This is a genomic window from Aeromonas sp. 6P (genome assembly GCF_051919525.1).
GTDB lineage: Bacteria > Pseudomonadota > Gammaproteobacteria > Enterobacterales > Aeromonadaceae > Aeromonas > Aeromonas veronii.
This window is the reverse complement of the sequence record NZ_JBQBEO010000002.1, coordinates 1,874,635-1,900,695: the sequence shown is the minus strand read 5'-3', so window position 1 is coordinate 1,900,695 and position 26,061 is coordinate 1,874,635. Positions and strand designations below refer to the sequence as shown.

The following is a 26,061-nucleotide window of genomic DNA, read 5'->3' as shown; positions in this document are numbered from 1 at the left end:
ATTAAAGAGAGTTATCGGGTTAATATGATCTAAGAGTGTACGGTATCGTTGCAGCTAAAAACTATCGTTGACGCTACTATCTAATCAGGCAGTTTATTGCTTTTAATAAAAAGAGCAAGGTCACTCCTACACCGTACAAATTGCGTTCCGCAATGTACGGTGTACGGAGCCTTGCCATGGCTGTCGCCCTGGACCTACCTGTGCTGCCGCCCAGACCCGCTAAATAAATATATAAATTAGAGCTGTTCAGCAGCCAGGAGACAATACGTGGGAAAAGAAAATAAAAAATTAAGGAATAGCAAAAATAACACTTTACGTGAGGAGCTGATAAGAGATCCTGATCTCATGCTGCTCATTGAAAGGGCCGTTATCAGGTGCATCAATGACGATGTCGCTGTCACTATTAACGGTATAGCTAGAGATGTAAATATGGATACAGACATCGTTCGACAAATGTTGCCGAGTTTTACAGAGATCCGGGATCATCGAATCGAGCTACGCTGCACATATGAGGAAAAACGTCGTTGGGAGAAAAAGGCTAAAAATGCAAAAGTCACTGTATCGAGGTTAGCATCTCAATCTCTCTCAAAATTGAAAATCGTCATTTCTCCAGCAGAAACATTACGCGACACAATAAATAATCTTATTGCGCAACAGACCGGGTTTTATAACAATTTCAATCAGCTGGTAAAATGGTGTAACTCCCATAAGGGCGATGTAAATCTACTTTTTATTTTATGCGAACTCAGGGAACTAGAAAAACAACATAGAGAGCAGGTTGATAAAGTTAACGAGATGTTATCACCACAATTAACACAGCCATCTCGGGTTATACGCTATGGCAAACGCGATACTGCGACCCCAGACACTACATGGTCACACTCAGGTGAGGATGACGAGGATGCAGTGGAGGTAAATCCAGCATTAATCGAGAGTGAGTATGAGGAGCATGAGCTATGGCGGTGATTAGATTTTTTGCAACCAATGGGCATCGCCAAACTAAATCCAGCGCCCCAATAGATTACCTACTGGGTATCTACAGCGCTCTGACGCCGCAACAAAAAAATGAGCGTAGTACAATCGCTGATGCGATTAGGGTTGCTCGTGATAAAAATGACGCTCCATTGGTTCATCGGTTGAACCAACAACTGAGACTGATCCATGGTGTACAACGGACTCCACCACCTGAGCTGTTGGCTGGAAATCCACGAGACATCGCTTATGCAATCGAGATATCGCCACATAAATATAAATACACCAGCGGTGTCATTGCACATGCAATTGAGGACAACCAGACGCTGAGCTCCAATCCAGATATTGCTCAAGAATTTCGTGCATTGATGGAGGAGCTGGTTTTTGCGGGATTACCCATAGAGGACAGGATGATCTTGTGGGTACAACATACGCATGAACAAAATCTGGAGAATCATTTCTTAATCCCACGGATTAATCTTCGCACTGGAAAATATTTCAACCCTCACCCACCAGGTGCGGAAGGAGATTTTAATGCGATCCGTGATTACCTCAACCTGAAACATAACCTTGCACGTCCAGATGATCCGCAACGCCAGAGGCTGACAGGAACAATACCACGGTACAGTAAAAATGCGGACTTAATTGCAGCGTTATCTGATGCGGTGCAGTTACGGGTAACTCAGGGTCAGTTATGTAACCGACAAGCTGTGATTGATTGGCTGGAGCAACCTCAGACTCGACAAATGTATGGTATTAGCGAAGTCGAGGCTAAAAAGGGTTACATCCGGATTGTGCCAGAGGGAAAGATCAAGGCTTTTCGGCTGAAAGGAGCTTTATTTAGCCGTTCGTTTACCAGTATTGATGCGGTGAGACCGACGTTGACGATAACAACGCCTCCACAACCGTCGTTGGATGCACTCTGGCAGCAGATTGAGGAGCGGATAGCCAAACGCCGGGCCTTCAATCAGAGCCGCTATAACGTCACTGAGACGCTGCACCCAATGCCCTCTCCGAGGCCTGTGAGACGACCGACAGGTATGGCCGCAGTGATAACCCAGAGACATCGCAAACAGCCAACAAATGCGCTTTTTTGGCAACAGCAGATGCAGCTATATGCAGGTTACACACTGACCCCAATTAACCCTGAGGGAACCCTAACAGTAGACACCGAAAAGGCATTAATTCAACTGCTGATGAAAATTTTGAGCGCTATTTTAGCATTACTAGGAGTTAATCATGAATTTAGAGAAACAATTATTAGAGTTGCTCAGTTTTATCAACACCGAGCAGATCAGCTCGATAGCAACACTCAGGGAGCAGGTTCAATCGCAGCATGTCACACAGCAGCAGATAATGAACGACCATCAGGTCTTGCTGACCATGTTGCAGCATTTGAACACGCATACCAGCGACAGCAACGTCTCTGCCGAGAACTCCATTCATCAGATGAGCGTTTCGCTCGAACTGTTGCAGGAGCAGGTTCAGACCTTGAGCGGCTCCGTAGAGAGTACGCAGAGGTCGGTGAGATTGCTACTCGAGGTCTTAGAATCATAATGGATAACCCTATATTAGCAGCCAAAAGAATTGCACGTTTCAGGATGAGGCCTGGAGCGTATGCATTAACATATCAGCACGAGCACTCTGGTCAGAGGACTGCACGTCATGAAATGGATTCAGATCTTTCTTTGTAAAATATTCTGAATGGCGTTTGTTTTTTATATTTCCTGAACATCATCAACAATAGATTATTTGCAATGTTTATTTTTATAAATAGCAATAATGAATATCTACCATTGATATATAAAAACAAAAAATAATAATAACCTTTTTTTTTGGGGGGGGGGGAGTATGTATGCTCCAGAATAAAATGTTAGCTTGGGGGGTTAGTAAGGGGCGGATTGCCAGTGAGCAAAAACCGATTTGGTTGTTGGACGAACTTATTGAGCAGGGTGATCAGTGGATCATCAATGGCGCCCCAAAATCTGGTAAATCGCTGCTCGCAACGCAACTCGCATTGGCCATCGCCAGTGGAGGACAGTTCCTCAACTGGAAGAATCAAGCTCCAGCACGAGTGTTGTATATGGATTTTGAGCTAAAAGACCGGTTGTTCTGGAAACGCTTTTTAACCATGACAACACATAATAATGTGACTGACCAAACAATTGAGCGGAACTTTTTCCGGTGTGGTGATTTCCAGACAACGGATGTATTGGATCCTGTAGAGGCGAAAAAAATGATCTCCATCGTGAATGAGATCCAGCCTGACCTGATTATTTGGGATGTATTAGCTAGGATGCATACAACGGCGGAAAATGATAACGGTTTGATGGGGCAGGTAATGCGGTCCATAAGAAAGGTTAGTGGATCCGCCGCACACATCGTTGTGCATCATGCCAGAAAATCTTCACCAGGAGCTGAGAACTATAATGCTGGCGCTGCTGGTATCAGGGGGGCATCATCCATTCATGGTGAGGCTGATGGGGTTATGTCACTAGCATTGCGGGATGGGCAGGGGGCTAGATTCAGTCTCAGATTTAGTTCGAGAGCGGTTGAAACTCCTGATGAAATTTTATTAAACAGAACAGAACATCTGATATTCGTCAGCGCGAATGATAGTGATAAAAACACATTATTAACTTCCCTGAAAAAAGCTCTGAGTGGGCATACCTCAGTATCAGCAGCCGAGTTAGTGAACTCCTTTTGTGCGGAATTTTCCATACAGGAACGGCAGGCAAAAAACTATATCAGAAAATGCGTCGCAAATGCTTGGGTTCGGCGGGAGAGGAGGCCGGATAAAACGTATGAGTATATCGCAACAGATTTACTCACTGATGTGTCAGCCTAAACACACAATATTTACCACCTGGATGCAAGGGTGCAATGAACCTCTATCTATAAATAGATTGCATCCAGAATTACCCCCTTACATATCCCCCCTTTCATGCACAAGAGCGCCTAGTGCTTATTTTAGACATTGCATTTTAAATGCATTATGATTCTGAAATAAACAATTGAGCCTTTGTTTTCAAAATAAAATATGAATCACATTGAAAACAACTAGAACATTTCATTCAAGCATTGATGTCCTGCTTTATGCAGGAATTCGTCTGTTTATGCTCTATATAAGCCTCATGTCCTTTAAATCGAGTGGCAAGAATGTTTTTATTTATATTGCTCTGCGAGCATATTATCCACATGTAATGACTACTGCATTAGCGATATTTACCATCCCAACCACGTCCATTCTGTTTATGGACATGTTATATGTCAAATATAGTGCAGCCAATACTCAAAAAGAGCAAAAAATAACCAAGAGCAAAATTTGTACAATTATTTTTTCAATAAAAAACCCCTTAAAAATCAATGGTATGATCCATTTATCTCGCTTGACAGATGGCAATCTCTCGGTTTACCGTGGCGTTACTCTTAGAAACTCAATGGCGACTCATGATGGATCAACTATGCGATAGGAGTTTGAAAAGGAGGGAGAAATTTAAAAATTTCAATATCTCTATTTATACTAATTTTTCGTGGGGCTGGTGATCGGGTTCTGCTCCAAGAGTATTCAAATAGGATGATTGTTATATCATCACCACAGCAACCGTTTGCCGATTGCCGATTGCCGATTGCCCCCACTGGACTAATCATGATAATTTTAACTAAAAAGCCTTTCATCGGCCCATTCATCTACCACCTAAACGGCTATGTCACCAAGCCCGGATATGAAATTCCATTTTCCGACAAAAAATCCTATAACCAACCCATTATGCTGGCTAAACATTTCAACCAACTGCGACGTGACAGCGTCGAGGCTGGTTTTAATGCTGGCAGTGGCAGTGCAGACGTTCGACACTGCCTGATCACCCAACTGATCCTATTGGGTCATCCCGATCTGCCGAATTTCGAGTTCATCCCGCAGCCACCCAGGGAGCAGTGCTATAAGCAGCCGGAGGATGGCCATAGATACCTGGAAAACAGACTACTACGGGCTCGTACCTACACCTATCAGGTCAGCGGCTATATCATCGACCCGTCTAGCCATCCACAATCGTTTATGGAGCTGATTCGATTGGACACACCCCTGTTATCGGGCACTGATTTTTTCCAGATGACCCAGTATCTGCGTAACCACCTGCTGGGTGCAATCCCACACCATCTACTGGTGACTGAATTAAATTTGCTCCACGATCCGATTTACGACCTCCACGATATGTTTCTCTCCACTGTCGCGCGGTGTTCGGATGGAATGTTGCGAGATAACGGGATGTGTGTCGCGAGCAGTTAGTCTAGGGAAGGTGCGAACAAGTGGATCGCACCTTCACCACGAACTCTTTGTCCGCATTTGAAATGCCCATCACTCCAAAAACCTGACTTTTTGCAGCAAGTTTTCGGCTATTAAGCGCCATTTAGCCTTATTTTCGAGGCTTATCTCGATTTTTGGGCACAGCTATCCCATGCCCGTATCATCTGGTCCACGCGAAACAGACTCGCCAGCGTAAACAACATCGCCAGTTGGTTGTCGTTCTTGCGCAGCCCCTTGAACCGCGCCTTCACAAAGCCAAACTGACGTTTGATGATCCGAAACGGGTGCTCCACTTTGGCGTGGATGCTGGATTTGAGCCTCTCAAAGGCAATCAGAGCCTTGTTTTTTCGCGGATGCTTGTTGAGCTCCTTGAGCCTGCCAGGTCGCATCGCAATCGCCCATTGTGCCTTTACATCCGCCAGCTCTTCACGATTTTCCGCACCCTGATATCCTGCGTCAGAGAACACAAATGCCTCCTCGCCATGGAGCAGATTTCCCACTTGATTGAGGTCATGCTCATTGGCTGCCGTGGTCTCCAGACTGTGCGTCAGGCCACTCTTGGCATCGACACCGATATGAGCCTTCATGCCGAAGTACCATTGATTGCCTTTCTTGGTCTGGTGCATCTCACCGTCACGCTCGCCACACTTGTTCTTGGTCGAGCAAGGGGCAGTCTGTTAGTAATCGATTTTTTGCTCATGTAGGTTCATAGAAATCTCAGTTTACACACGTAAAAAAGCCACGGTTTTTTTCCAGAACATCTAAGCTTTTTTTTCATGAACTCATGATTTTTTGGCGAGATTTTTATACTGTTTTTTTACTTTTTATGTTGGAAATAATTATGTGAAACCCCATTATTTTTTCCACGAAAAAGACTTTTCTCCGTGTGGTTTTTTTTGATTTTCATTGTTTTAAACTTCTCACTATAGACAGTGAAAAGAGAGCGAAAAATCAGTTGAAATTTAATGGGAAAAATATTTTAGATATTTTTGATAATTGCTATTGCCATTTGCATGAAATCAACCTAAATTAACTGCAACTAGGCGCGCGCTATACATTTACACCTACAAATAGTGAATGTGTTTTGCGTTAACCTATAAGTTTTTATTTGGCAATAAACTCATTGCTTTGGGGTAGGTCTTCAACCTACCAATAGATAAACACAAGTGCTGAAAAATCTTCGTTAATATATGAGGTTGTATTATGATTGAAAAAGTTAATGATGACGTCTGTGCGATTGAATCTGAGGTTATTAATAATGCACTCGTCCTTTTGATGGGGGCCTATAACCTGAATGAAAACACCTGTGCCCTTGATAAGCATGTGGTGCTCAAAAATAGTAACTATATGTATGAACTTCATGATTTTCCCCCGTTTGTCCTTGTAAATAAGGACATTGCAACGCATGTTGCAAGAGCATTAGATGATGTGTCAATTAAGACATATTATGATGATCTCGCTGATGCATTTTACAATGATGAGAATGGTAGTACTGTTACTTATGATCAAGTACATTCTGATTGGGCCCGTAGCAACATGCCTAGTTACTATATGCCAGGTGGAGACTACCAATCTGCTGAGCATTTCCTTGCAGAGATGGGGGCTGACAATGTGAATGAATCTACTATTATAGAAAATCACAAAATGGCGATAAATGTACTCTCAAGAGTAAAAGTATAGCCATTATTGATGTTGGTTCAGTCGCAAAACTAACTATTGAAAGTTAGTCTGGCTTGCTCCATCAATCTTATTGATGTGTAAGAAGTTTGAACATGATATGTATGAGGTTCAAACACCTTCACCAATAACGTGAAATGCACATCTGATGAAAGTAGCAATCTTAAAATAAGCGGGACTGAAAGCGCAGCGCGTTTGCAGTCCCTTTTTATTTGTTAGATTTGGTATAACGCCTCGATTGTTTTTACGAGGCCAAACATTGTCTATCTAGCATCGATTTTCAGTTAATTTGGCTTGATGCATTAGCCAAATTATTGTCTGCCGTTGCCATCAAGAAAAGGCATTGCCCACCACTGGTTTTCTCCCATTGTGCTCCACTTTGTTCGCACCTTCCCAACGTCGATTGCTCAACTGAGCAAAATCGCATCTCTAGAGTCGGGATTTATCTCTTTCCATCGCTTGATTAGTGTTGTCACGCAGGGGTTACCCGCAAGCTGATTCATACGAACCCAATCAACATCTAGCAAATCAGCAAGTAATCCGATGTCCAGTTCACCTTGCAAGGTGTGCCATTGTCGGATGCTTGGCTGTCTCATTAACTGAGCTTTTGGAGAGGTTAATCCACCGACAACAAAATAACCCTTTTCTTTGTCGTACCATATGCGTTGAATACCCGGTATGTTACTCATCCAGCGTTTGATGTCGTTTAAAGGCTTATCAAAGTATCGAGATAACAAGGTATCTAAACTACCGCTGATTGATGTGTCCTTTTTCTTACCTCGCCTATCTAACCAACGCTGAATAACCTCTTTTTTTACCTGATAGTAAGTCACCTTCGTTTCATTTTGTTGATGAAGCGAAACTAATTGTTCTTGCCATAATTCAACTAATTCTGGCAGTTCACTTTCAAAGCGCATTGCTGCTTTTTGGCTGGACAGAACGCCATCATCACTCAACTCTTTGACAATATTGATTAATACTTCACTATCTGGCAGCATCCAATCCATCAACGGATAAGGCCTCTGTTTCTTGGTTAAATCCGTAAGCGCATCTTCCATACCCAGTGGCAATACATTCGTTTGGTCGTAAGATGGATCTTGCATCATGATTGATACTTGTGCGTCCTTATCCTTACTCAAAACAAGCGTAATTCTTGCCGCAAAGCGTCGTTGTTTATCAACTTCCGTACCGTAGTAATCCATTACAACATTCTGACGATAACTATAGGGCCAATTCTCATTCATCAAAGTGAGCAAATCATCTACAGATGTTTCGAAATTGGCCAAGTACTCATTTGTTTTCAAAGTCATACCAGAATCAGTGGGATCGAAGGGGATCAAAACCGGTCTGTCATTTGAAACCGTAAACAAATAACCATCAGTAATGACAATGGTTGATTCGTTTAAACAGGCGTGTTGCAATGGTAAGACTTGAGAAATAGACTTATTAGAATCAATCAGTAAACGTTTGATCTCTAACTCTTTAAGAACCACTTCAAGCTTTCTAATTATAGCTTCTTTGTATGCCTTGGTGTCTAATAAGTCGTAGTTGTAGGTGTAATATCCGCCTTCAGACGCAACGTATAGCTTTATCGGATCATCGTCTCTTTTTGACTCGATTAACAACCCTTTTTCGACTGGGTCTCCCGTTACATCATGAGGATTAACGTTGATATGTTGAACTGCACACCGTCCAACTAACGACTTCGTTAGTGGATAACGATCATCTTCAATACCTTTTTCCTGATCTAGCAGAATCAAAACGCGGTCAGAACGTTCAAGCTTTATCCGTTCAAAGTCATTTGCCGCAGTTCCATCTAGTAAATTCCACGAAACATCGACGCCTTTCTGTGCAATTATAGATTTAAATAAGTCTAATATTTCTTCACAAGCAACAACGGCATTAACTCTTAGGTCTATAATCTTGATTTCACCGGATATCTCGATGCTTGGGAAAGATGACTTGGCCTTATTGGCCTTATGCTTTGTTTTCAACGTCAGTGGTTGGAGATTTAACGTTTTAGCTGAAAGTTCAAAACCATAGTCACGCGCAAAAAGGATAAACGCATCTTGCACTGGTTTTAACACCATAGGCCAACTTTGCTCAAACCTGGTTGGTGTAGAAAGATCCAGAAACGGACGCTGCTTCCGTGAATTTTTACTCTTTCCAATTTCTTTAAACAGCGTAGCTCTCGGTTTTCTTTCATGGCCAGGATACCACCTGACGAGTACCTTATTTTTGTCATAGACCCATAGAGGCTTTTTAATGCGATCTATATCATCGTCATTAGATAACGGTCTTAATGGAACATTGGTATAGAACAGAGCAATTTCAGTGGTATTACCATCATTTAACTGCTGAGTTCTACAATCTAGACTAATCGCATTTACACCGCCAGCCCAGCTATCTACTTTCAATAACGGACAACCTAAACTGTAAGCGCCTTTACAATGACCGCCAAAAGCCCGTAATGATCGCATCATCAGTCGAATCCACACAGGATTTAACACCGGTGAATATTCAACTCGAACTGGATTAATAGGTTGCAACTCAGCGTCTACAATAGATGGAGGACTATCACTTGAACTTTGTAAAGCGACATAGAGACCAAACTGATTACCATTTTTTTTCATTAAATAGGCAAACTGCCGGCTGTCTAGTTCAGCATCAATACGTTCTTCCCAGGCTTTCTTCTCTTTCCACTGATAGTTGTTATTGAGAAGTGGATAGTGATAAACCACAAATTTGTTGGCTTTATCTGCATCAACCTCGCTATTTAAATAAACTAAATGAGACAGCGGCAACTTCCTCAAATCTTTATTATTATCCATTAACTTTGCTCCCTTATACGCTGCCAAACTATTTTAGAAAACCACTTAAAGCCAGACGTCATTTGATACCCATCGCTCACTAGACAGCCTGGTAAAAACAGGATTGAGGCATTCTCAACTTTTACTGGCTCCAACATTTCAGAGAAGCCAGATAAAGAACAATCTTCACCAGTTAATAGATTCGCGATAACCAAAATGGCATTTTCACCACGGATCTGGCGTATCTTTTCCAACTTTTTAATTAACCCAAAAGGAGAAAAATCAGGATGTTTGCCAGAAGCACACCATTGATCAAAGCCTTCATCAGACTGTTCTAGAGCGGCTATAGACCAAAATTTAGCATCAACAAAAACATCCGCGTTTGCTATCTCAAAATCATATAATTCAAACAGCTCATGGTTATAAACATCTTGTTTAGTAAAAAGCTGCTTATCACTAAGCAATGCGCGAATGCCTTCTTCTCCAATACGTCCTTGTAAAATTCGCTGAATAACGACTGGATGAAATGCAAATTGCTCTTCAATGTCATTAGCAGAAGGATGAAATGAAGTTCGAAAACCTTTGCGATTAAACCAATTCGAGATGGCCGGTTGTCGCTTAACTACTTCATAGAGCGCCTGGGGATTATATTTAATCAATCCGGCTGCTCGCTTCGCAAAGAACTGCCAACTTTTCGGGTCATACCATATTTCACCAGTAGCCTTTGACTCTTCCGGTCTTTCAAAACATGCCCAACGACACAAAGGCTCATTTATGCCGAAAGTATTTTTCTGAGGTTTCCATTGAAGATCATGCTGTAATACAGCTCGGCCTAGTTCATACCAAAGCCCTGAAATTTCTTCAATACAACCCTTACCTTGTCGTGCATCTCGGATAGCAGAAACCAACTTGTTATCAATAATATCTACTGCACCAGAGCCATCCTGGGATCGCGTTCTCAACAGCTCAAGAAAGTTAGAAACCGAAGCGTTTTCTGAGTAAACAAGATCATCAATAAGCTGATTGTTAAGGTTTGAAACCCAATTTCGGTTGTTAGTAAAAACTGTTAGTTGGCCGTAATTACGAAGATGACCTGCTACATCATCGCTCAAATGAATCGCTACATGAGGCACATATGCCCAAGCACGTTCAATACGACCAACTTGCTGCTGAACATCAGCGGCAAGATTCTTAACGTAGTCATTTGTCCCTTTATAAAGCTTGTTTAGCTCCTGGATTTTAGAGACTGAGTTATTCATCAATGGCATAATGAATTGCCGTTGCTGTTTACGTGAAAACTCTGAGCGCCTGACTAATTTTTCTAAGTTTCTGAGTTGAAAGCCAGCATGAGACATTTCATCATCAGCATCATTACTATCCCATGGTGAAAAGTAAAAGTGCTTACTTTCAATAATAAAAAGCGACGTCAGATCCATCCTTCCTTGAGAGTTAGGCAAGGAGTAATCCAAATTAATACCATTGGTTGCGGATGCGATTTGTGTCATTACAACGACAATACGACCAGAGTCGAACGCCGCTTGATATGCGTGCTCAAATCCCTCTTTCTTTTGTGCCTCTGCATTTAGTAAGCAAATCATCATAGGCTTACCGTTGACAGTTAAAGGAATAAATACATCGTCAAAAGAAGACAATACTCCGGCCGTTGGTCGCTCCATTTCAAGCCAATCAGCGCTAATTCTGCTGTTTTCTGCGGTATCACTAATCAACCACTTCCTCAGGTATTTAACTGAGTTAACAAAGGCCAAATGCCCTTTATGTTGTGGCTCATTCGATGCTAAACGTAGAACATGTAGTAATTTAAACAGCACAGACTGCCGGTATGCATACTTGTAGTCTGAGTTCTCAGCCTCAAAAAATACTGCATTTAAATGCAGTTTTGCCTCCTGAAAAACTGGAGAATTGATTGCATCATCAAAGTCGTGGATCGCGGTTTTCAGTGCCGAGCGACGCTTTTCCGATTTGTCTTTAACCAATGAGCGGATCACAGCCATTTGTAGCTGCCTATCCTCGCCAGTTTGTAAATATGGAATCGGCTTCTTAAACCAATCTTCGGGGCGCGGCTCAAAACTATCACCCAAAAAACTCTCGTTACATTGTGGATTGCGGGCCTGTGCAACGTAACGCAAAGCGCTTTCAATCCAGCGTATATCAAAATGGCCAATTGCCCTCTCGATATAAGAGGTTGCGGATAACGCAAAAACGAGATTCCGACTAGATAGCGAAACCATTAACCCTTCAGGTGTTGTCGGCAATAGTGCTCGTTTAATCTTGATCCTCAGTGGGTCAATATCTGCTTCGGCTTCATCAGTGGTTAACAGCCAGGTTGTCAGGCCAAACATATTCGTTTGAGTATTTGGCAATAGGTTTGATTTACTCAGCGCCTCTAACTCAGCTAAGCTTGTACGGGGTAAGGAGAATAGTGATAAACTAGGTAAAGCTGTGCTGTAGTATGATGGTCGATAGTCATTAGCGGGGTCGAAAAGTAATCGGTTTAACCTAACAAGATACTCATAGGCTTCGGACTCATCGGTCGCAAACTGTGACAACAATAAACTGAAGCGTCTGATATATTTCTCCATCACCCGCAAAAAATCACCGACATCAACCGATACATCATCGCTTTCACCATGACTTTTCACTTCAAAGCCATAGGGTTTTTGCTGTAACTGCAAAGGTTCACTGGTCACTAAGTGATCTGAGCGAAACAAATATTTCTTTTCGAACGGAGCACCTGATTCATACTGCTTTAAAGGGATTACCAGCGCCCTAGACTGATTGAGATCGACACCTTTACTCGTTAGATCCTCCTCTAAGTCGGCAATAAGCTGTTTAAGCTCACTGTAAAGCTCAGGTATAGGTTCGGCAGTAACAAACTGCATTCGCGCTAATAAGCGCTTACCCCCTTCAAGTAATTGACCAATACACTCTGGCGGTTCTTGCACCATTTGAGACTGTGCGAGTAATGTTTGTAAAATGTCAGCTTGGTAATCAAATTCATCAACAAATACCACCTTACCGGCCAGTTGCCCGCTCGACATCCTGACTTTCTGTTTACCGTCGTAAAATGAAGCAAACATTTTTTGTGTCGTTAACACCAGCAAATGTTGCTTATCATCGTGCCAGGCAATAGCAGGAAAAATTCTGCGCACCCATTTATTTTCTCTGAATAAGCGAAGCTTTTCTTTTGCTTGCCTCGTGAGTTCATGCGTCTTGCCATAGTGCTTACTGGAATATTTCACTGCCTTCTCTAAGGATGACATACCACCAAGTAGCGAGCGCTCGACAAACCCACACAGTTTTCTTAGTTCCTGCTCTTCTCGTTCGAGTAAGACGCCCATCGAATCAGGACTTTTCTTTTTGTACTCAACATTACGGGCAATGGCTGAAACGTTGTGGCAAGCACGGACGAGAGCCTCTTTATCAGCATTAGAACGAAACACTCCTAAACCATGGATATCCTCAATAGCCTTATAAGGATCGGGCAAGTCAGATTTTTGAACACCTTGTTCATGTGGCAGTGCCCGTTGAGAAACGGCACTGACAACAGTTTCATCCTGAGCATAAAGAATACTAACGAGTAGTGGGTTACCTGAGCTATCTTTTGCACTCGTTGCACTTTCATAAATGTCATGCAGGATGTTCCAGCGATGGGTGACCAATATGGCCTGCAACCCTTTTGATTTTATAAATTCAAGGCTCGCTGGAATTTTCCCGCCTGGGCTACGATAAAGAGAACTACTTTTGCCACCGCCTGTTGGACCTTGTAACTGGCAAAAGCCAGCAATAGCATTTTCGTTCTTTGCATTAACCGATAGAGCAAGTGCCTGTTCAATCGTATGCGCAATGATTTGATTATAAGAAGTCGGTATTGGCTGACTCATCTAAATCCTCGTTAACTTGATAATCCTTTGGAGTTTCGCCCCTTTTTTAGAAGGAGCGACAAGGTTGGAGACAACACAACACCAACAAATCACTCATTAATTCAATTCAGGCACGATCTCTTGCGACCAACTGTCTTCCATCAGCATTCTGAAGGACATACCGCCCGACGCTGCTTCCAATGTAAGCTTTCCGGCATCCACCGCCGTCTTGACATGCTCAGTTAAAAGCTCAAACAAACGACGTTTGTACTCAGTGTCGTCGTTGCCTTTTAAATGCTCGCCCTTGGTTTCCAACACCGAGAAACGGTAATTACCTGAGCTAGGCTGTTCGACGCACACCAATAAGTCAGGGTAAACCTTTTGCTTTTGCCACCCTTGTAGGCTGTACTCGCGCTGATTTACCGCAATGCGATGCCACCAATACACAGATTCTTGTTTGTCCAAATACCAGGCTGTGTCTCGCTCTAAATTGTTAAGCCCATTTTGATAGACCTTTTCGAACAGGCTTTTTTCGAGTTCAGATCCATCTTTGCGGCGAAGCACCTGATCATGCTCACTGACGTTTACGTCAATGGTTTGCGCCAGTTCCCAATTTAGCTTTTCGTTATCTGAAGCAAGCAGGCGCAGGGAGATATCCCCCTTGTCCAACTTAGACCTGAAGATTTGCTCCGACAATTGAGCAACCTGTTGTTTAATGTCGCGCTTCATCTCTTTGAGTAGCTCAAGGCGGTTAGTAAACAACGCCTCCTCAGAAACACCATTACCACGCAAGATGTCTAATGTCTGTTTTAACACCCGCATGGCTTGCCATGGGTTTGGAATAACATCGGTGAGCTGTCTTACCATAAACGAGATATCTAGACCTGCACTGGGGTCAAACTCAACGCTTTGGTGTACCGGATCGGCCAAGTCCAATTCGCCTTGGTTATCCTTTGACATTTTGTAGTCGATACGGGCAATCGTGCGCTGTAATTTGTCGTCCACTAGCTGGAAGTTCTCTGCATTCAAATAAGACAGCGATTCCCAATCCAGGTCACCCAGCACATCCCGTTCATAGTCAAACAAACGGTAGCCATCTTTGTTCCCAGCATCACGATGTAAAACCCGAGGCAAGAATATTTTAGGTAGGTTACGAAAACGCTCTCTACGCAATAAGGTTTCTTTGCTCACTACTGCGGCGGGTTTATTGGCTTCCGAGGCTTTAACCTGATTCGCCACATCCCCCATACCTTCTTCTTCTAAACCTTGCTTAACACCGGCGACAGCTTCCATCACATCCTGATCAAAGGTGTAGACATAACACTCATCTAAGCTTGGTTTTTGCGTCAATCGCGCATGTGGTTGACGTAGTACCCGGCCAATCATTTGGGTGATTGCCGTTTTTGCGGTCATTTTAGACAACACGGTTAACACATAAGCAAAGGGGCAATCCCACCCTTCACGCAGCGCATCCTTTGTGATGATGTATTTAACAGGGCACATTTCGCTGAGCAAATCATCATCACCCAACTCGTCTTTGTCCGACGTTTTCAGGCGAATCTCATTTTCATTTACGCCCAGTTTGTCCATCAAATATTCGCGGGTGTCTTCCGCATGAACAAAGGCTGAATCTCGTTGATCTTTACCTGTCCGCTCAACACGGATCAGCATGATGGGCCGAATATAGCGACCGGTTTCGTTTTGTAGCTGCCCGGCATCCTGTTCAAGCTCAGCCAATTTAGCGTGCGCAAGCGACAAGGTATGCTTCCACTCACTTTTGTCTTCGTTGATTAAGTTAATGGGTAACTTAATCATTTGCTCATCTTTCAGTGCTTGCCCAGACACATTCACCAGCACATTTGAATGATGTTTACCGTTTGCGTTCGGCGTTGCCGAGAGCTCAAGAATAAACTTAGGATTGAAACCACAAAGCGTATCTCTGGCCGTTTCGCTGTATGCCTTGTGGCCTTCATCAACAATAATAATGGGCCGTACTATACGTAACACATTGCCCAAGCTTTGTTTGACTGACACTGAGCCTGGGGCTATGCCTTCTTGCCAACCGTAATCGGATAGATCGTTACAATCTAAATTACGAATACTGCTCAATAGCGCCTCATTGGCGGTGGTGTCATCTTCAATGGGGAAGAAGGTGGTAAATCGCCCGCTATCACGGAACATGCGTAGCGTTTCTTTCGATTGACGCGCACTGGATTGCAGCATCAACAACATAACGCACAGGTTTTCGTCGGTATCCCGCTTGGTAAATGCATCGTTCTTTTCGAGCATTTTTACCCGCCCACCCGAAGCACGTTCAAGCATTTGCCGATACGGATGCTCACGATTGGCCAACTGTTTCCAGGTTTGTTTGTAAATGGCATCCGATGGCACCACCCAGAGCACCATACCGGTTTGTTGCGTAAACAAATCCGTTTGCAGGCGCTCGACCGCAGCAACGCCAAGTAAGGTTTTACCGCCACCCGTCGGCACTTTCAGGCACACGTTAGGAATTGGCCGCTCTAAGCCGTCAAACCTTGTGACATAAGGCGCAGGCACCAAGTGACCGCTCTTGTCTTTAAGTAGGTCAATACGGCGCTCCTGTACCAGAGCTTCCCACGTATCTTTGGCGTAATCGGTTAAGCGAGCCTCTTTGCCTTTCATTTTCTGAAAAGCAACAAAGTCTTCCGCTTCTTCCTTGGTGTCGGCCAGCTTTTTTAAGTAATAATCCAGCTTATCCAGCACACCGTTTTGGTAGTCTTTTAACTCCATGTTACGCCCCCATAATGCGATGGATAGCGTAAGGCAACTGGCAAAACTCAATGCGTTTTTCAGTTAAGTCCTTCTGACTCATAAATTTCGCAACAGCGAATACAATCGTGCGTTTTTTCGTGGCATTTTTTTTAACAATCTCAGCTACTTTGTCCGCGTTTAATGCCGCTTCATTTGAGCGCAGCCATTCGCTATCTGGACGATAGAACAGATGAATACGGAATAGATCTGTTTCACCGATAAAACCATCAGCAGAAGCTTTAGCGACCGTTGCTAACGACTGCCCAGTGGCGGTATAAAACACATAACGTGCGAGCGCGTCAAACGACGGCATTGCATCACCAGTGAGCAAACTTTCAATTTGGATCGGTTCACCCAAGGTACAATAAGTGAAACTGCCACCAATGCCTGGGGAAAACTCATCCACTTTGCGCTCACCGGTGACAGTCAGCACACCGTCTTTGAGCTCTTTTTTGATGTTGTCGAAATCTTTGCTGTGTTTTGCTTCCACTTTGGCAATTTTTTCCAACAGCTCAGCGTGTTTTTTCTCAAAAACCGACCAGGTGATTTTTTCAGAAAGCAGTTCTTGCTTTTGGTTTCCTTTGAAGGGGTAACCGTTAATAACCCGGCGAACACGTTCAGCAGTTAATGTATCGGCGTAGTCTTCACACTCAACTAAGATAAACTTCCGATTACCATTGTCATTTTTATTAGCCTCTAGTACCGCATGTGCTGTTGTTCCTGAACCAGCAAAGTGTAGTGGTCAACTAAATCCGGACACTTGGTTAGGCCGTTCTTCGGCTTTTGCTGGCGGTATCCCGTCATTGTGTTGATGTGGACGCCGCCAGTTGTAGTAATCCATCAGGTAGTAACTGATATCCCGCTTCGCCTCTCGCAAGTTCATATATCCCATAGCCGGGAGCCACTCTGACTTCAGGCTTCTGAACAACCGTTCCATCGGGGCGTTATCCCAGCAGTTGCCACGCCGACTCATACTCTGGGTCATGCGATAGCGCCACAGTCGTTGCCGAAATGCCCCGCTGCCATATTGGCTGCCCTGGTCAGAGTGAAACAGCACGCCTGACGGACAACCTCGTTGCTGATACGCCATCTCAAGTGCTTTGATGGCAAGCTCTGCATCTGGTTTATCTGACATCGCCCAGCCCACGACCCGCCGGGTGTGCAGGTCAAGCACCGCTGCCAGGTAATGCCAACGACCACCTGCCCAGACGTAGGTGATATCGCCACACCACACCTGATTGGGTTGCTGGACATCAAATTCGCGGGCCAGCAGATTGGGAATGTCCGGTCGTTCAGACTGTGCCACCTTATAGCGGTGTGCGCCCGGCTGTTTGGATACCAGCCCGGCTTCCTTCATCAGGTTACGTACTTTGAATCGACCAATCTGATACCCCAACTCCCGCATCATCGACATCAAGGCGCGGCTGCCAGCCGAATCCCTGCTCGCTTTGAACAACCGGCGCAACTCAGAGCGCTGTTGCATGCGCTCACGGTTAATCGCCCGCCTACGGGCCAGATAATCGTAAAAACAGGAGGTGGGAACATCGAAAGCGCAGCAGACCAGGGTGATGGGGGCTTGCTCCCTTAATCGGTCTATCAGCGCGTACGTGTGAACTCGTCCGCCATCAAGAGAGCAGTAGCCTTTTTTAGAATGTCCTTTTCACGTTCGAGTCGATTGATACGGGCTTCCAGCTCCTGGATTTTCTGCTGTTCCGGGGTCAGTGCTTTACTAATCGGGGTTGTGCCGCAGCGTTCGGATTGGAGCTGCTGAACCCAGCGGCGAAGTACGGTTTCACCGACATCCAGTGAACGGCTGGCTTCAGGGACAGAATATCCCTGGTCGAGCACCAGGGATGCGGCTTCGAGTTTGAATTCGGCAGTAAATGAGCGACGTAATCTTGTCATTGAACACCTCAGGTCATGGTGGCGACTGTACCACCTAAAATGGTGTCCGGGATGATTAGACCACTACACCGGAATCTATTACAATGGAAGTTTCTGTAGTTGCTAGCTCTAACACTCGAGCTATTAACGTCGATGGTTTAGGTGTGATGAACACATCAGAGGACGCTTCAAAGTCCATTACTTGGAGCAACTCTTTTTTCGCATCTTGAGTGTGACCGACATCTTTGTTCAACCAAAGGGTTTGAGGAACCCTACCGTCTTTAACATCTGATAAATATCGTTTTAATCTTGGCTGATTATCACCATTTGCTCCCCACCAAATTTTTCCTTGAGAGTCTAACCGGTCAAAATTGTCCTTTGAGACCCTCCAATATGTTCCTTTAGGTGGGCCAGAAATGATCCGTCCAGAGGGACAAGTAATCGAATATGTTCCTTCTGAATAAAAATTACGAGCAGATAAATCCCCCGAAGTCCATGGGCCATTTGGGTCGTCATCAGGATTAGAATACCGCGCTTCCATTTCTTCAGTGCGAGCTAGTAAGTTAGGTCTCCAGACTTCTTTGTTTTTTGCATATACCAGAATAAAATCATGGTCTTCCGAAAAAAATTGTGCTGTATTTTTAGGACTAAACACCTTCTGCCAAATACATGTAGCAACAAAATTTTCTTCGCCAAAAATTTCATCCATCAAAACTTTGAATCTATGAGCTTCATTATCATCCAAGGTGATCCAAATTGACCCACTTTCACTCAGTAGTTCGCGAAGCAGAATGAGTCTCGGCCACATCATGCATAGCCATTTGTCATGACGCTCCAAATCTTCTTTATCAACGGGATTAGCTGACTTTTTCAACCACTCCTGCATCAATGGTGAACGCACATTGTCGTTATAACACCAGCCTTCATTACCCGTGTTGTAAGGAGGGTCGATAAAAATGCAGTCTACTTTACCGGCATGAGTCGGCAGTAACGCCTTGAGGGCTTCGAGGTTATCGCCATGGATGATGAGGTTGTCATCCAGTGAGGCCGCCTTACCTTGCTGTGGTAACGATTTATCGGCGACCACTTTGAGTTCACGAAACGGCACACTCAGGTGGTGTGAATACACAAACTGCTTACCTTTAAAATCCAACGTTGGCATAGGTATTCCTTAAATTCTTCATTAATTCTAATGATTAATCTCTAGTAATAAAAAGTGTTGCCTGGGTTGTGCTCATCGTCTAAGTGACATAACCCGGCGCAATTGCGAGGTTTTGTACCCCATAAAGCGCGGCACGATTGTTCAATGCCAGTTGGCATTGACTGCTTGATAAGCAAGCGGTCTCGGAACAATCGACATTCCAAAGCCTGAGCAAATACCCCGCAGTTGCAGCTCTGATTTCAACCTTCAGTACGCCACCCGCCATGCCATAGTCCAGCTCAATCGCTTCGCTGTGCGCTATGCGTGGGTGCGGCACTAACTCCAGCTCTACGAATCGGTTCCACTGTCGATCTTGGGTTTCGAGCTCACTTTCTTTGATAACAGAAGGCGACAAGGTTGAATCTTCGAGCACAGCAGCGGTTTTAATTCGGGTCAGTACAAAGTCACGGAATTCACTACGCTTGCGGTCAAAACCACGAACGTGCCAACGCAGACCATTATCCACCAGCGTATGAGGCACAATTTCACGGGTTGTTTCACCGCTTGATAGCGATACATAGGTGATACGCAAGGCTTTGCCTTTGTGTATGGCCTCGGAGACTTTCGCCACTATCGATAAACTCGGTTTGTTAAGGTGATAAGGTGCTTCACACGCAAGAGGTGGTTTTACCTTGCCTGTGAAGCCATCGCCATACCCTTGGCTAATCGTCGCCAGTGTTCGAACGATGTCATAGTCGAACAAGGGTTCAAATGCTTCACCACGCTTATGCAACTTGAGCTTTGGGTCATACTCAATGTTGTTTGGTGCAAGCTCTCGGTACATTGTGAAGTCTTTCGTGGCCTGAGCGGCGGCTATGCTAAAGCGATCGACTAAATCCGCCCGAACCGCTTCTCCTTTAAACAGTAAGGTGAAATCGATGTGAGCAATGCGATCTCTGGTTGCTTGGGGCAACTGTGCTATCTGCGAAGACCTATCTGGTTTCGCCACTACCGTTTGTTTTAAACCATCATCTGTCATGCGTCTTGCTCATCCAATTCAACCAGTTTCTTAAAACTCTGTTTATCAAGCGGTGACCGACATCGCGTAATCACATTGAACAGTGTCGCTCAACGCAGCTCTTCATCCGCAATGACTTAGCAATCTCTATTGGGTGAAGCAGGACCGATAGCCATGAGACACTGAATAGGCTTTAACCTAATCAATTTTATTAGGTGTCATCGTATCACAAGTTATTTTGTAGGGAAGACTAAGCGACAACTTTTTGATCTTGATTGCTATTGTCGCTCAGGTATCGGCATGAAGACCTTGTTTTGTGCCATTGCTGATAGCCGCTATCAATGTGCTACCCGAACCAGTGGCACGAGGATGTTACTGATTTGAGATACACCTTTCCTGAGTCTGTAGATATCAGGGCACGTCGACTCTCTCGAACGCGCCTGGCAACTTCTGCCAGTACAGATCAGTTATCACCTGACACTAGCCTTAAATTGGTGCGAGATTCCGCTTTAGTTTAGGACGCCGTGCTCGATGCGCCCGATAAGATCGAGCACGGCCTGGATGTGTTCTGGACTATCCTGGTAGTCAACCGGACGCCTGCCCCCAAGTGCTATCGCAGGTTTCTGCAACCATCGTAGTGCACGTGATGCATTACCATCATGTAATGCTATGGCCGCAGCCATTACTGCGGGGGCTACTGGTGGATCTTGACTAATGAGTGGATGTCGAGCCGGATCCTGAATACTGGCCAGATGTAGATCAATGTCCAGATCAGGCCACCGTACTCCGTCATCCCCTAACGGCTCAACGCTAAACACCGATGCTACTGGAGCTCCGCTAAAACACGGAAAATGTCTAAATTCCAAAAAATGCTTTTTTCCGTCCGCGTACAACCACAGTCCCAGTGGCTCAATGCTCAAAACAGCTATCGTTTGGTCCATTGTTTTGCTCCCCAATTCTACCTGGCGTCAGGCATCCTATATAAAGAAACCAATCTGACGGTGGCCAATCACACATGCCCATAATCGATTGGCTTCTCACTATACCTGTAAAATCCATCCCATTTTGAGTCCCTTTATCAATGATGTGTCAATTTGAGCCTATAACTGGTATTTCTACCGACGCCACTTGACCCTTTTTCTAGGCAGTTTTTTTCAAGTAGATCAGTAAGGTGGCGTGTCGCAGTTGATTTGCTCACCTGAGCAATTTTTTGATACTGGCTGGCACTAATGCACGGTAGGCCGCCCTGTATGTAACCGTCTAACAAATGGTTCAGGATCTGGATTTGTTCTGTGAACAGCTGGTCGCTAGCGTGTTGCTGCCAGAAACGGTTCCGGGCCAGAGTATGGGTGCATGATTGTTGGGCCTGTTCCAGCGTGACGTTGAGTGTGTCCAAAAACCAAACCAGCCACTCTGTGACATCCACGCCTCCTCTCTGAGTCTGCTCCAGAGCGCGATAGTAATCGGCTCGGTGTTCGAAAATCACGGTCGACATTGCATACAGAGTGATGCTCTGGTTGTCGGCCTGAGAGAGTGCAAGATCGGTTAGGGCTCGGGTGACCCTCCCATTACCGTCATCAAACGGATGCAAAGTGACAAACCATATGTGGCTGATGGCGGCCCTTAGTAATGGGTCTAGGCAGGGGTCATCGAGACTGGTTCTGAACCAGTCGATGAAAGTGGCCAATTCCTGCTCCAGCCCCTCTCGTGGTGGGGCTTCGAAATGCACGATGAGTCGATCACGTGCTCCGGATATCACCTGCATCGGCTTATCACCACGCAGCTGGCCAACGCGTATCTGATGCGATCTCCGGTCATCAGCGGGGAAAAGCCAGCGGTGCCATTGCAGCAAGCGTTCCAGCGTCAATTGCTCATCGTTGTTATAGATTGCATCAACAATCATGGCCGCCAATCCATCAGAGCGATCTGAGGTGGGGTAAGGTGCCTGTTCCGATATGTCAAGGTGACGAGCCAGCGATGTACGTAATGATTGCCCATTAAGTCGTTGATTCTCGATGGCCGATGAAGCAATAAGATTGGCAAGTAGCGTATCAAGCACATGTGACTGATGCGCTAGTTTTGTGCTGTGGGCTGATAAGTGAAGGCCCTGGAGTAGTCCCAGATTGCGGTACACCATGCGTAGCCGTGGCAGTAACGGCTTATCTTGCCAGCAAAAATTTGGCCACTCTTCGTGTTGCCAGATCCAGTTTGCTGCCATCGATAACCTCGTTGATTCTGTGTCGCGGGCAAGTAGTGCAATGCCACAAATGAGCCGAACTGACACCTTATTCGGCTCACAGTGTGAACCGATAATAGCCATCATTCGGCTCATGACACAACTAGTACCATTGAAAGAACCTGCTGGGGATGTCGTTTGTCGGAAGATGCTGCACAATAAGTGACTAACCGCACAAATGGAGCTGCAAGATATGAAAATTATGGCAATAAAAGAGGTAGAGGTAGTCAGCGATGTCCGCTGTGATGTCTGTGAAAAGAGCTGCCAAACGGACTGTTCAAACATCTCGTTTGGAACATTGAGTGCCCAATGGGGTTATGGCTCTCAGCACGATGGTGAACAGTACGAGGTCCATCTGTGCGAGTGCTGCTTCTTTCAAGTCATCGCAAATATGAAAGAGGAGCGGCGTGGGGCCATGATGTTTTCAGAAAAAGAATATGATCTAGAACGGGATTTTGGGTTGGTCAGTCGGAACCTAGAGCTTATCTGACCCCATACAAGACAGATTTTTGTGTTAAGCAGTCTCTCCAAGTGCCTTTGCATCGGTCAGATAGGAGCTACAACGCAGTCAATTGCCACAACCTATGTGGTTGACATTTAATTAATTTCCTATATAAAAGTACGATAAGTCTCATAGCAATTACCTGAGACAATTATGTAGCTTTTATTTCGGTAAAAAATGCGTAAGCTATTGAAATTGAAGGTTATATTTGTGCTGTGATGTACGAGAATGAGGGTTCGAATCCCTCCCTCACCGCCAAATTAAAAAAACCGACCTCAGGGTCGGTTTTTTGCTTTCCGGCAAACACCTATGCCGACAAGTGAGCCAGAGCCACGCAGTGGCGGATCATCCACACGCTCCCCCCCAGTTTGCAAAGCCCTGATGGAACATCACTGCTTTTCGTATTGCCAGCTCCCGCCCCCTACCTTGCTTTTGTGATTGCCCCACCCGACAAGCGTTCCTTCCTGTCACAACAGGAGCAACAAGAGGTGTTGTTTCCCAAATCAATACAGCTTGAATGGAACCAACTGAGGGCTCTGTGAGCAGATCACCAAACCAAGCAGAGATAATAGACACGGAACAGGACCTTGAAGAGCATGTTAAAAGAACTCAATGCTTAAGGCCCTGTACATGATCATTTTATAGTTTTAGATATTTCACACTTGATTCGATCTATTGATGGTTGACATGCTAGACGACTAAATATTTTGTATGTTGATAAATGAGGGAGGCGTACAAGCAAGGAAACTTGATCACCCCGTTCGTAACGCTGAATTTGGTATCTGACTCTCCCCCAGCCAATCTGTTCATTGATGTTTTCAACCATCTGAAAACCCTGCTTGGTTAAATGGTTATCCAGTTCATCAAATACGATTTTCGAAATCGCGATATAGAGTTTACAGTGGACCTGCTTTATACGCTCATTCCATATTTCACGAGCATGCTCAAGCCACTCATCCTTTCCTTTTAATGAATACCAATTTCGTGAGCGGGCGGGAATATAGTTTGTCATCAGAGAGCCATCCATGAGCTGTTTGTATGATACACCCAGTTCATCGCCAATCATTGTATATAAGGCTCTCATTTGCTGTTGTAGCGGTGCTTCACCCTCCTCGCAGCCCTTCCAAGGTTCACTGTAGTATGCACATTCAGACTCCACTGAAATTGCATTGGTATCACATGGTCCACCACCTGGATTTATACCAAAGAATGCGACAGGATACTGAGGGGATAGCATGTTCTCATACCTACAGAAAAGCAGGTCCCACCCCATATCATTCTTTAAGTTATCATATTTGTTTTGGATGAACGCAAACAGACTCTCTTTACACAAGAAATTGATATCCGTACTCATACATTGTCCATTACATCGTTAAAGTGGAAGTTGGATTGTCATTCTGAATTAAATAAAAGTCAACAAGATAGCGTTTTTACCATTTATGTCTTAAAAGGAAAATTTCATTACTCGTACTTGTCTACTTTAGAAGCCTTTTTATTTTTCAGGGGGGTGACGTTTAACTGTTGAAACTTCATTGCAGATATCAATTCTTCCCCAATTTCCAGAGGGCTTTATACATAGTGACATGATTTACTATCTCTGGAGTTTAGTCACAGCCTTGGACTTGTCATGTTGACTTCGCTAAAAAGTCATTTATGGCCATAATGCCCAGTTCCATTTTTATTCTTGCGGAGACATTTGCTGAATGAATATGAATTTTGGGAGGGATGAAGTGATTTGTCATTACCTCATTTTCTATCCAGAGAATCACGTCGTATCCGGTTCCTCTATCATCATCACCGAGGTCATGATCAAGACTAATTTCAGTCACCATCTCTGTTTTTAGCCATGCAATCGCCTCGTCCGGCCAAAAGACACGAATCCACCCTACCGGAGTTTTTCTTTCATCGTCCAGATACAATTTCATACCATTTTTTCCAGGTTCAGTTCCAATACGTGAGCAATCCCGCAATTGGCCCCATCCACAATCAGCTCACCGGGAAACGGTAGTCTGGATGACAAGCCAAGATCGGGATCGATGTAGTAGACACATGCGCCAGGGTTGATGTTTTGTAACAAAGAACTCGCAGGCTCAACAAGTAAACTGGTGCCGACAACTACTACGATATCAGCCTCGCAGAGCCAGCGACGAGCTTGTTGATACTCATAAATCTTTTCACCAAACAGCACGATATCTGGGCGTAATTGTGAGCCAGTGGATGGGCTGCGATCACCGACCTTCACATCTTCATGCCAGGGCTGGCGATATTTTTTGCTACGGAAACCGATGGGGACCAAAAACTGGATTGAACCATGCAGATGAAGGACTTCACGGCTACCTGCTCTCTCATGTAAGTCATCAATATTTTGGGTGATGACCCTAACAGTACATTTTTGTTGTAGCAGGGCTATCAGATAATGCACCTGTGAGGGGGCGGCTTCTAACATGGTTTGACGCCGTTTATTGTGAAAGGCCAAGAAGCCAGCCAAATCCGTACTCATGCTACTAGCGTGGGAATAGCGCCAGTTCTCATGATTACGCCAAATACCTTCACTTCTAAACGTGGGCACACCGCTTTCCGCTGATAAGCCCGCCCCGGTAAAGAAGAGGATTGTGGGATGGTAGTGTTGGCCATTTACCGAGGCTTGTGCTCTTTTTTCTCTGTGACGGCGCTGATGTCTTCGTGCTCGGGAAGAGATTGGTTGCATACGACCACCTTTTGTTAAGGTGTGACCGGCCCACCCGATTGATTTGTTACTGAACCAGGGGGTTGGGATCACACCTCATGACTATGTTCCTACTCACCTCGTTGAGGTAAGAATGAGGGGGAGTGGCAGTTACCAGC

19 protein-coding genes and 2 pseudogenes are annotated in these 26,061 nt (G+C 44.7%); 8 read left to right on the top strand and 13 right to left on the bottom strand.

Annotated features, from left to right (window positions below):
- The first annotated feature begins 267 nt into the window (after nt 1-267).
- From ACTG2J_RS08935 to ACTG2J_RS08915, 5 genes are all read left to right on the top strand, one after another.
- Nucleotides 268-966, top strand: coding sequence for a plasmid mobilization protein (locus tag ACTG2J_RS08935; RefSeq protein ID WP_231563061.1), 699 nt, complete (start codon nt 268-270; stop codon nt 964-966).
- The gene (locus ACTG2J_RS08930; protein ID WP_439997406.1) at nt 957-2,666 is read left to right on the top strand and encodes a hypothetical protein; all 1,710 of its coding nucleotides are present in this window, start codon (nt 957-959) and stop codon (nt 2,664-2,666) included. The genes ACTG2J_RS08935 and ACTG2J_RS08930 overlap by 10 nt, the downstream gene beginning before the upstream one ends.
- A 161-nt stretch (nt 2,667-2,827) precedes the next feature.
- Complete coding sequence (locus tag ACTG2J_RS08925; protein WP_042877937.1) at nt 2,828-3,820, top strand: AAA family ATPase; 993 nt, start codon at nt 2,828-2,830, stop codon at nt 3,818-3,820.
- Nucleotides 3,821-4,022: 202 nt separating this feature from the next.
- Entirely contained in the window at nt 4,023-4,445 is a 423-nt protein-coding gene (locus ACTG2J_RS08920; protein ID WP_139739411.1) for a hypothetical protein, read from the top strand.
- 176 nt (nt 4,446-4,621) lie between these two features.
- Complete coding sequence (locus ACTG2J_RS08915; protein WP_042877935.1) at nt 4,622-5,260, top strand: hypothetical protein; 639 nt, start codon at nt 4,622-4,624, stop codon at nt 5,258-5,260.
- A 140-nt stretch (nt 5,261-5,400) separates the two neighbouring features.
- Here the strand turns inward: ACTG2J_RS08915 and ACTG2J_RS08910 are convergent.
- Nucleotides 5,401-5,949 (bottom strand): annotated as a pseudogene (locus ACTG2J_RS08910) (IS5 family transposase); the annotation flags it as partial.
- 532 nt (nt 5,950-6,481) lie between these two features.
- Between ACTG2J_RS08910 and ACTG2J_RS08905 the strand changes: the two are divergent.
- Nucleotides 6,482-6,958 (top strand): hypothetical protein, encoded by a 477-nt coding sequence (locus tag ACTG2J_RS08905; RefSeq protein WP_139739412.1) that lies wholly within the window; start codon nt 6,482-6,484, stop codon nt 6,956-6,958.
- Nucleotides 6,959-7,362: 404 nt separating this feature from the next.
- Here ACTG2J_RS08905 and ACTG2J_RS08900 read toward each other — a convergent pair whose 3' ends face one another.
- The 9 genes from ACTG2J_RS08900 to ACTG2J_RS08860 all read right to left on the bottom strand — a co-directional run bounded on the left by ACTG2J_RS08900 (nt 7,363) and on the right by ACTG2J_RS08860 (nt 22,697).
- Entirely contained in the window at nt 7,363-9,786 is a 2,424-nt protein-coding gene (locus ACTG2J_RS08900; RefSeq protein WP_042877930.1) for a hypothetical protein, read from the bottom strand.
- Nucleotides 9,786-13,667 carry a hypothetical protein gene (locus ACTG2J_RS08895; protein WP_439997404.1) on the bottom strand — a complete coding sequence of 1,294 codons (3,882 nt, stop codon included), beginning with the start codon at nt 13,665-13,667 and terminating at the stop codon, nt 9,786-9,788. The genes ACTG2J_RS08900 and ACTG2J_RS08895 overlap by 1 nt, the downstream gene beginning before the upstream one ends.
- A 96-nt stretch (nt 13,668-13,763) precedes the next feature.
- Complete coding sequence (locus ACTG2J_RS08890) at nt 13,764-16,415, bottom strand: DEAD/DEAH box helicase (protein ID WP_042877926.1); 2,652 nt, start codon at nt 16,413-16,415, stop codon at nt 13,764-13,766.
- A gap of 1 nt (nt 16,416) precedes the next feature.
- Nucleotides 16,417-16,944, bottom strand: a complete 528-nt coding sequence (locus tag ACTG2J_RS08885) for a hypothetical protein (RefSeq protein ID WP_439997402.1) — start codon at nt 16,942-16,944, stop codon at nt 16,417-16,419.
- 234 nt (nt 16,945-17,178) lie between these two features.
- Nucleotides 17,179-18,341, bottom strand: a protein-coding gene (locus tag ACTG2J_RS08880; protein WP_439997401.1) for an IS3 family transposase whose coding sequence is annotated in 2 segments (ribosomal slippage) — nt 17,179-18,086 and nt 18,086-18,341 — 1,164 coding nt in all. Because the reading frame shifts where the segments join, the coding sequence is not laid out codon by codon here.
- Between the two features lie 55 nt (nt 18,342-18,396).
- Entirely contained in the window at nt 18,397-19,482 is a 1,086-nt protein-coding gene (locus ACTG2J_RS08875) for a site-specific DNA-methyltransferase (protein ID WP_439997400.1), read from the bottom strand.
- 79 nt (nt 19,483-19,561) lie between these two features.
- Complete coding sequence (locus ACTG2J_RS08870; RefSeq protein ID WP_042877922.1) at nt 19,562-20,500, bottom strand: WYL domain-containing protein; 939 nt, start codon at nt 20,498-20,500, stop codon at nt 19,562-19,564.
- A 488-nt stretch (nt 20,501-20,988) separates the two neighbouring features.
- A complete protein-coding gene (locus ACTG2J_RS08865; RefSeq protein WP_081999271.1) occupies nt 20,989-21,420 on the bottom strand; it encodes an antitoxin Xre/MbcA/ParS toxin-binding domain-containing protein in 432 nt (143 codons plus the stop codon).
- Between the two features lie 137 nt (nt 21,421-21,557).
- A complete protein-coding gene (locus ACTG2J_RS08860) occupies nt 21,558-22,697 on the bottom strand; it encodes a Fic family protein (RefSeq protein ID WP_439997399.1) in 1,140 nt (379 codons plus the stop codon).
- Between the two features lie 211 nt (nt 22,698-22,908).
- On the opposite strand from ACTG2J_RS08860, the gene ACTG2J_RS08855 reads away from it, so the two are divergent.
- Together ACTG2J_RS08855 and ACTG2J_RS08850 are read left to right on the top strand one after the other, a co-directional pair.
- Nucleotides 22,909-23,205 carry a hypothetical protein gene (locus ACTG2J_RS08855; protein WP_042877918.1) on the top strand — a complete coding sequence of 99 codons (297 nt, stop codon included), beginning with the start codon at nt 22,909-22,911 and terminating at the stop codon, nt 23,203-23,205.
- Nucleotides 23,206-23,372: 167 nt separating this feature from the next.
- Nucleotides 23,373-23,475 (top strand): annotated as a pseudogene (locus ACTG2J_RS08850).
- A gap of 376 nt (nt 23,476-23,851) precedes the next feature.
- Here ACTG2J_RS08850 and ACTG2J_RS08845 read toward each other — a convergent pair.
- The 3 genes from ACTG2J_RS08845 to ACTG2J_RS08835 form a co-directional block, all read right to left on the bottom strand.
- Nucleotides 23,852-24,571, bottom strand: a complete 720-nt coding sequence (locus ACTG2J_RS08845; RefSeq protein ID WP_113740632.1) for a hypothetical protein — start codon at nt 24,569-24,571, stop codon at nt 23,852-23,854.
- Nucleotides 24,572-24,842: 271 nt separating this feature from the next.
- Nucleotides 24,843-25,142, bottom strand: a complete 300-nt coding sequence (locus tag ACTG2J_RS08840) for a cyclic-phosphate processing receiver domain-containing protein (RefSeq protein WP_113740631.1) — start codon at nt 25,140-25,142, stop codon at nt 24,843-24,845.
- Complete coding sequence (locus tag ACTG2J_RS08835; protein WP_113740630.1) at nt 25,139-25,924, bottom strand: SIR2 family NAD-dependent protein deacylase; 786 nt, start codon at nt 25,922-25,924, stop codon at nt 25,139-25,141. The genes ACTG2J_RS08840 and ACTG2J_RS08835 overlap by 4 nt, the downstream gene beginning before the upstream one ends.
- Nucleotides 25,925-26,061 lie beyond the last annotated feature (137 nt).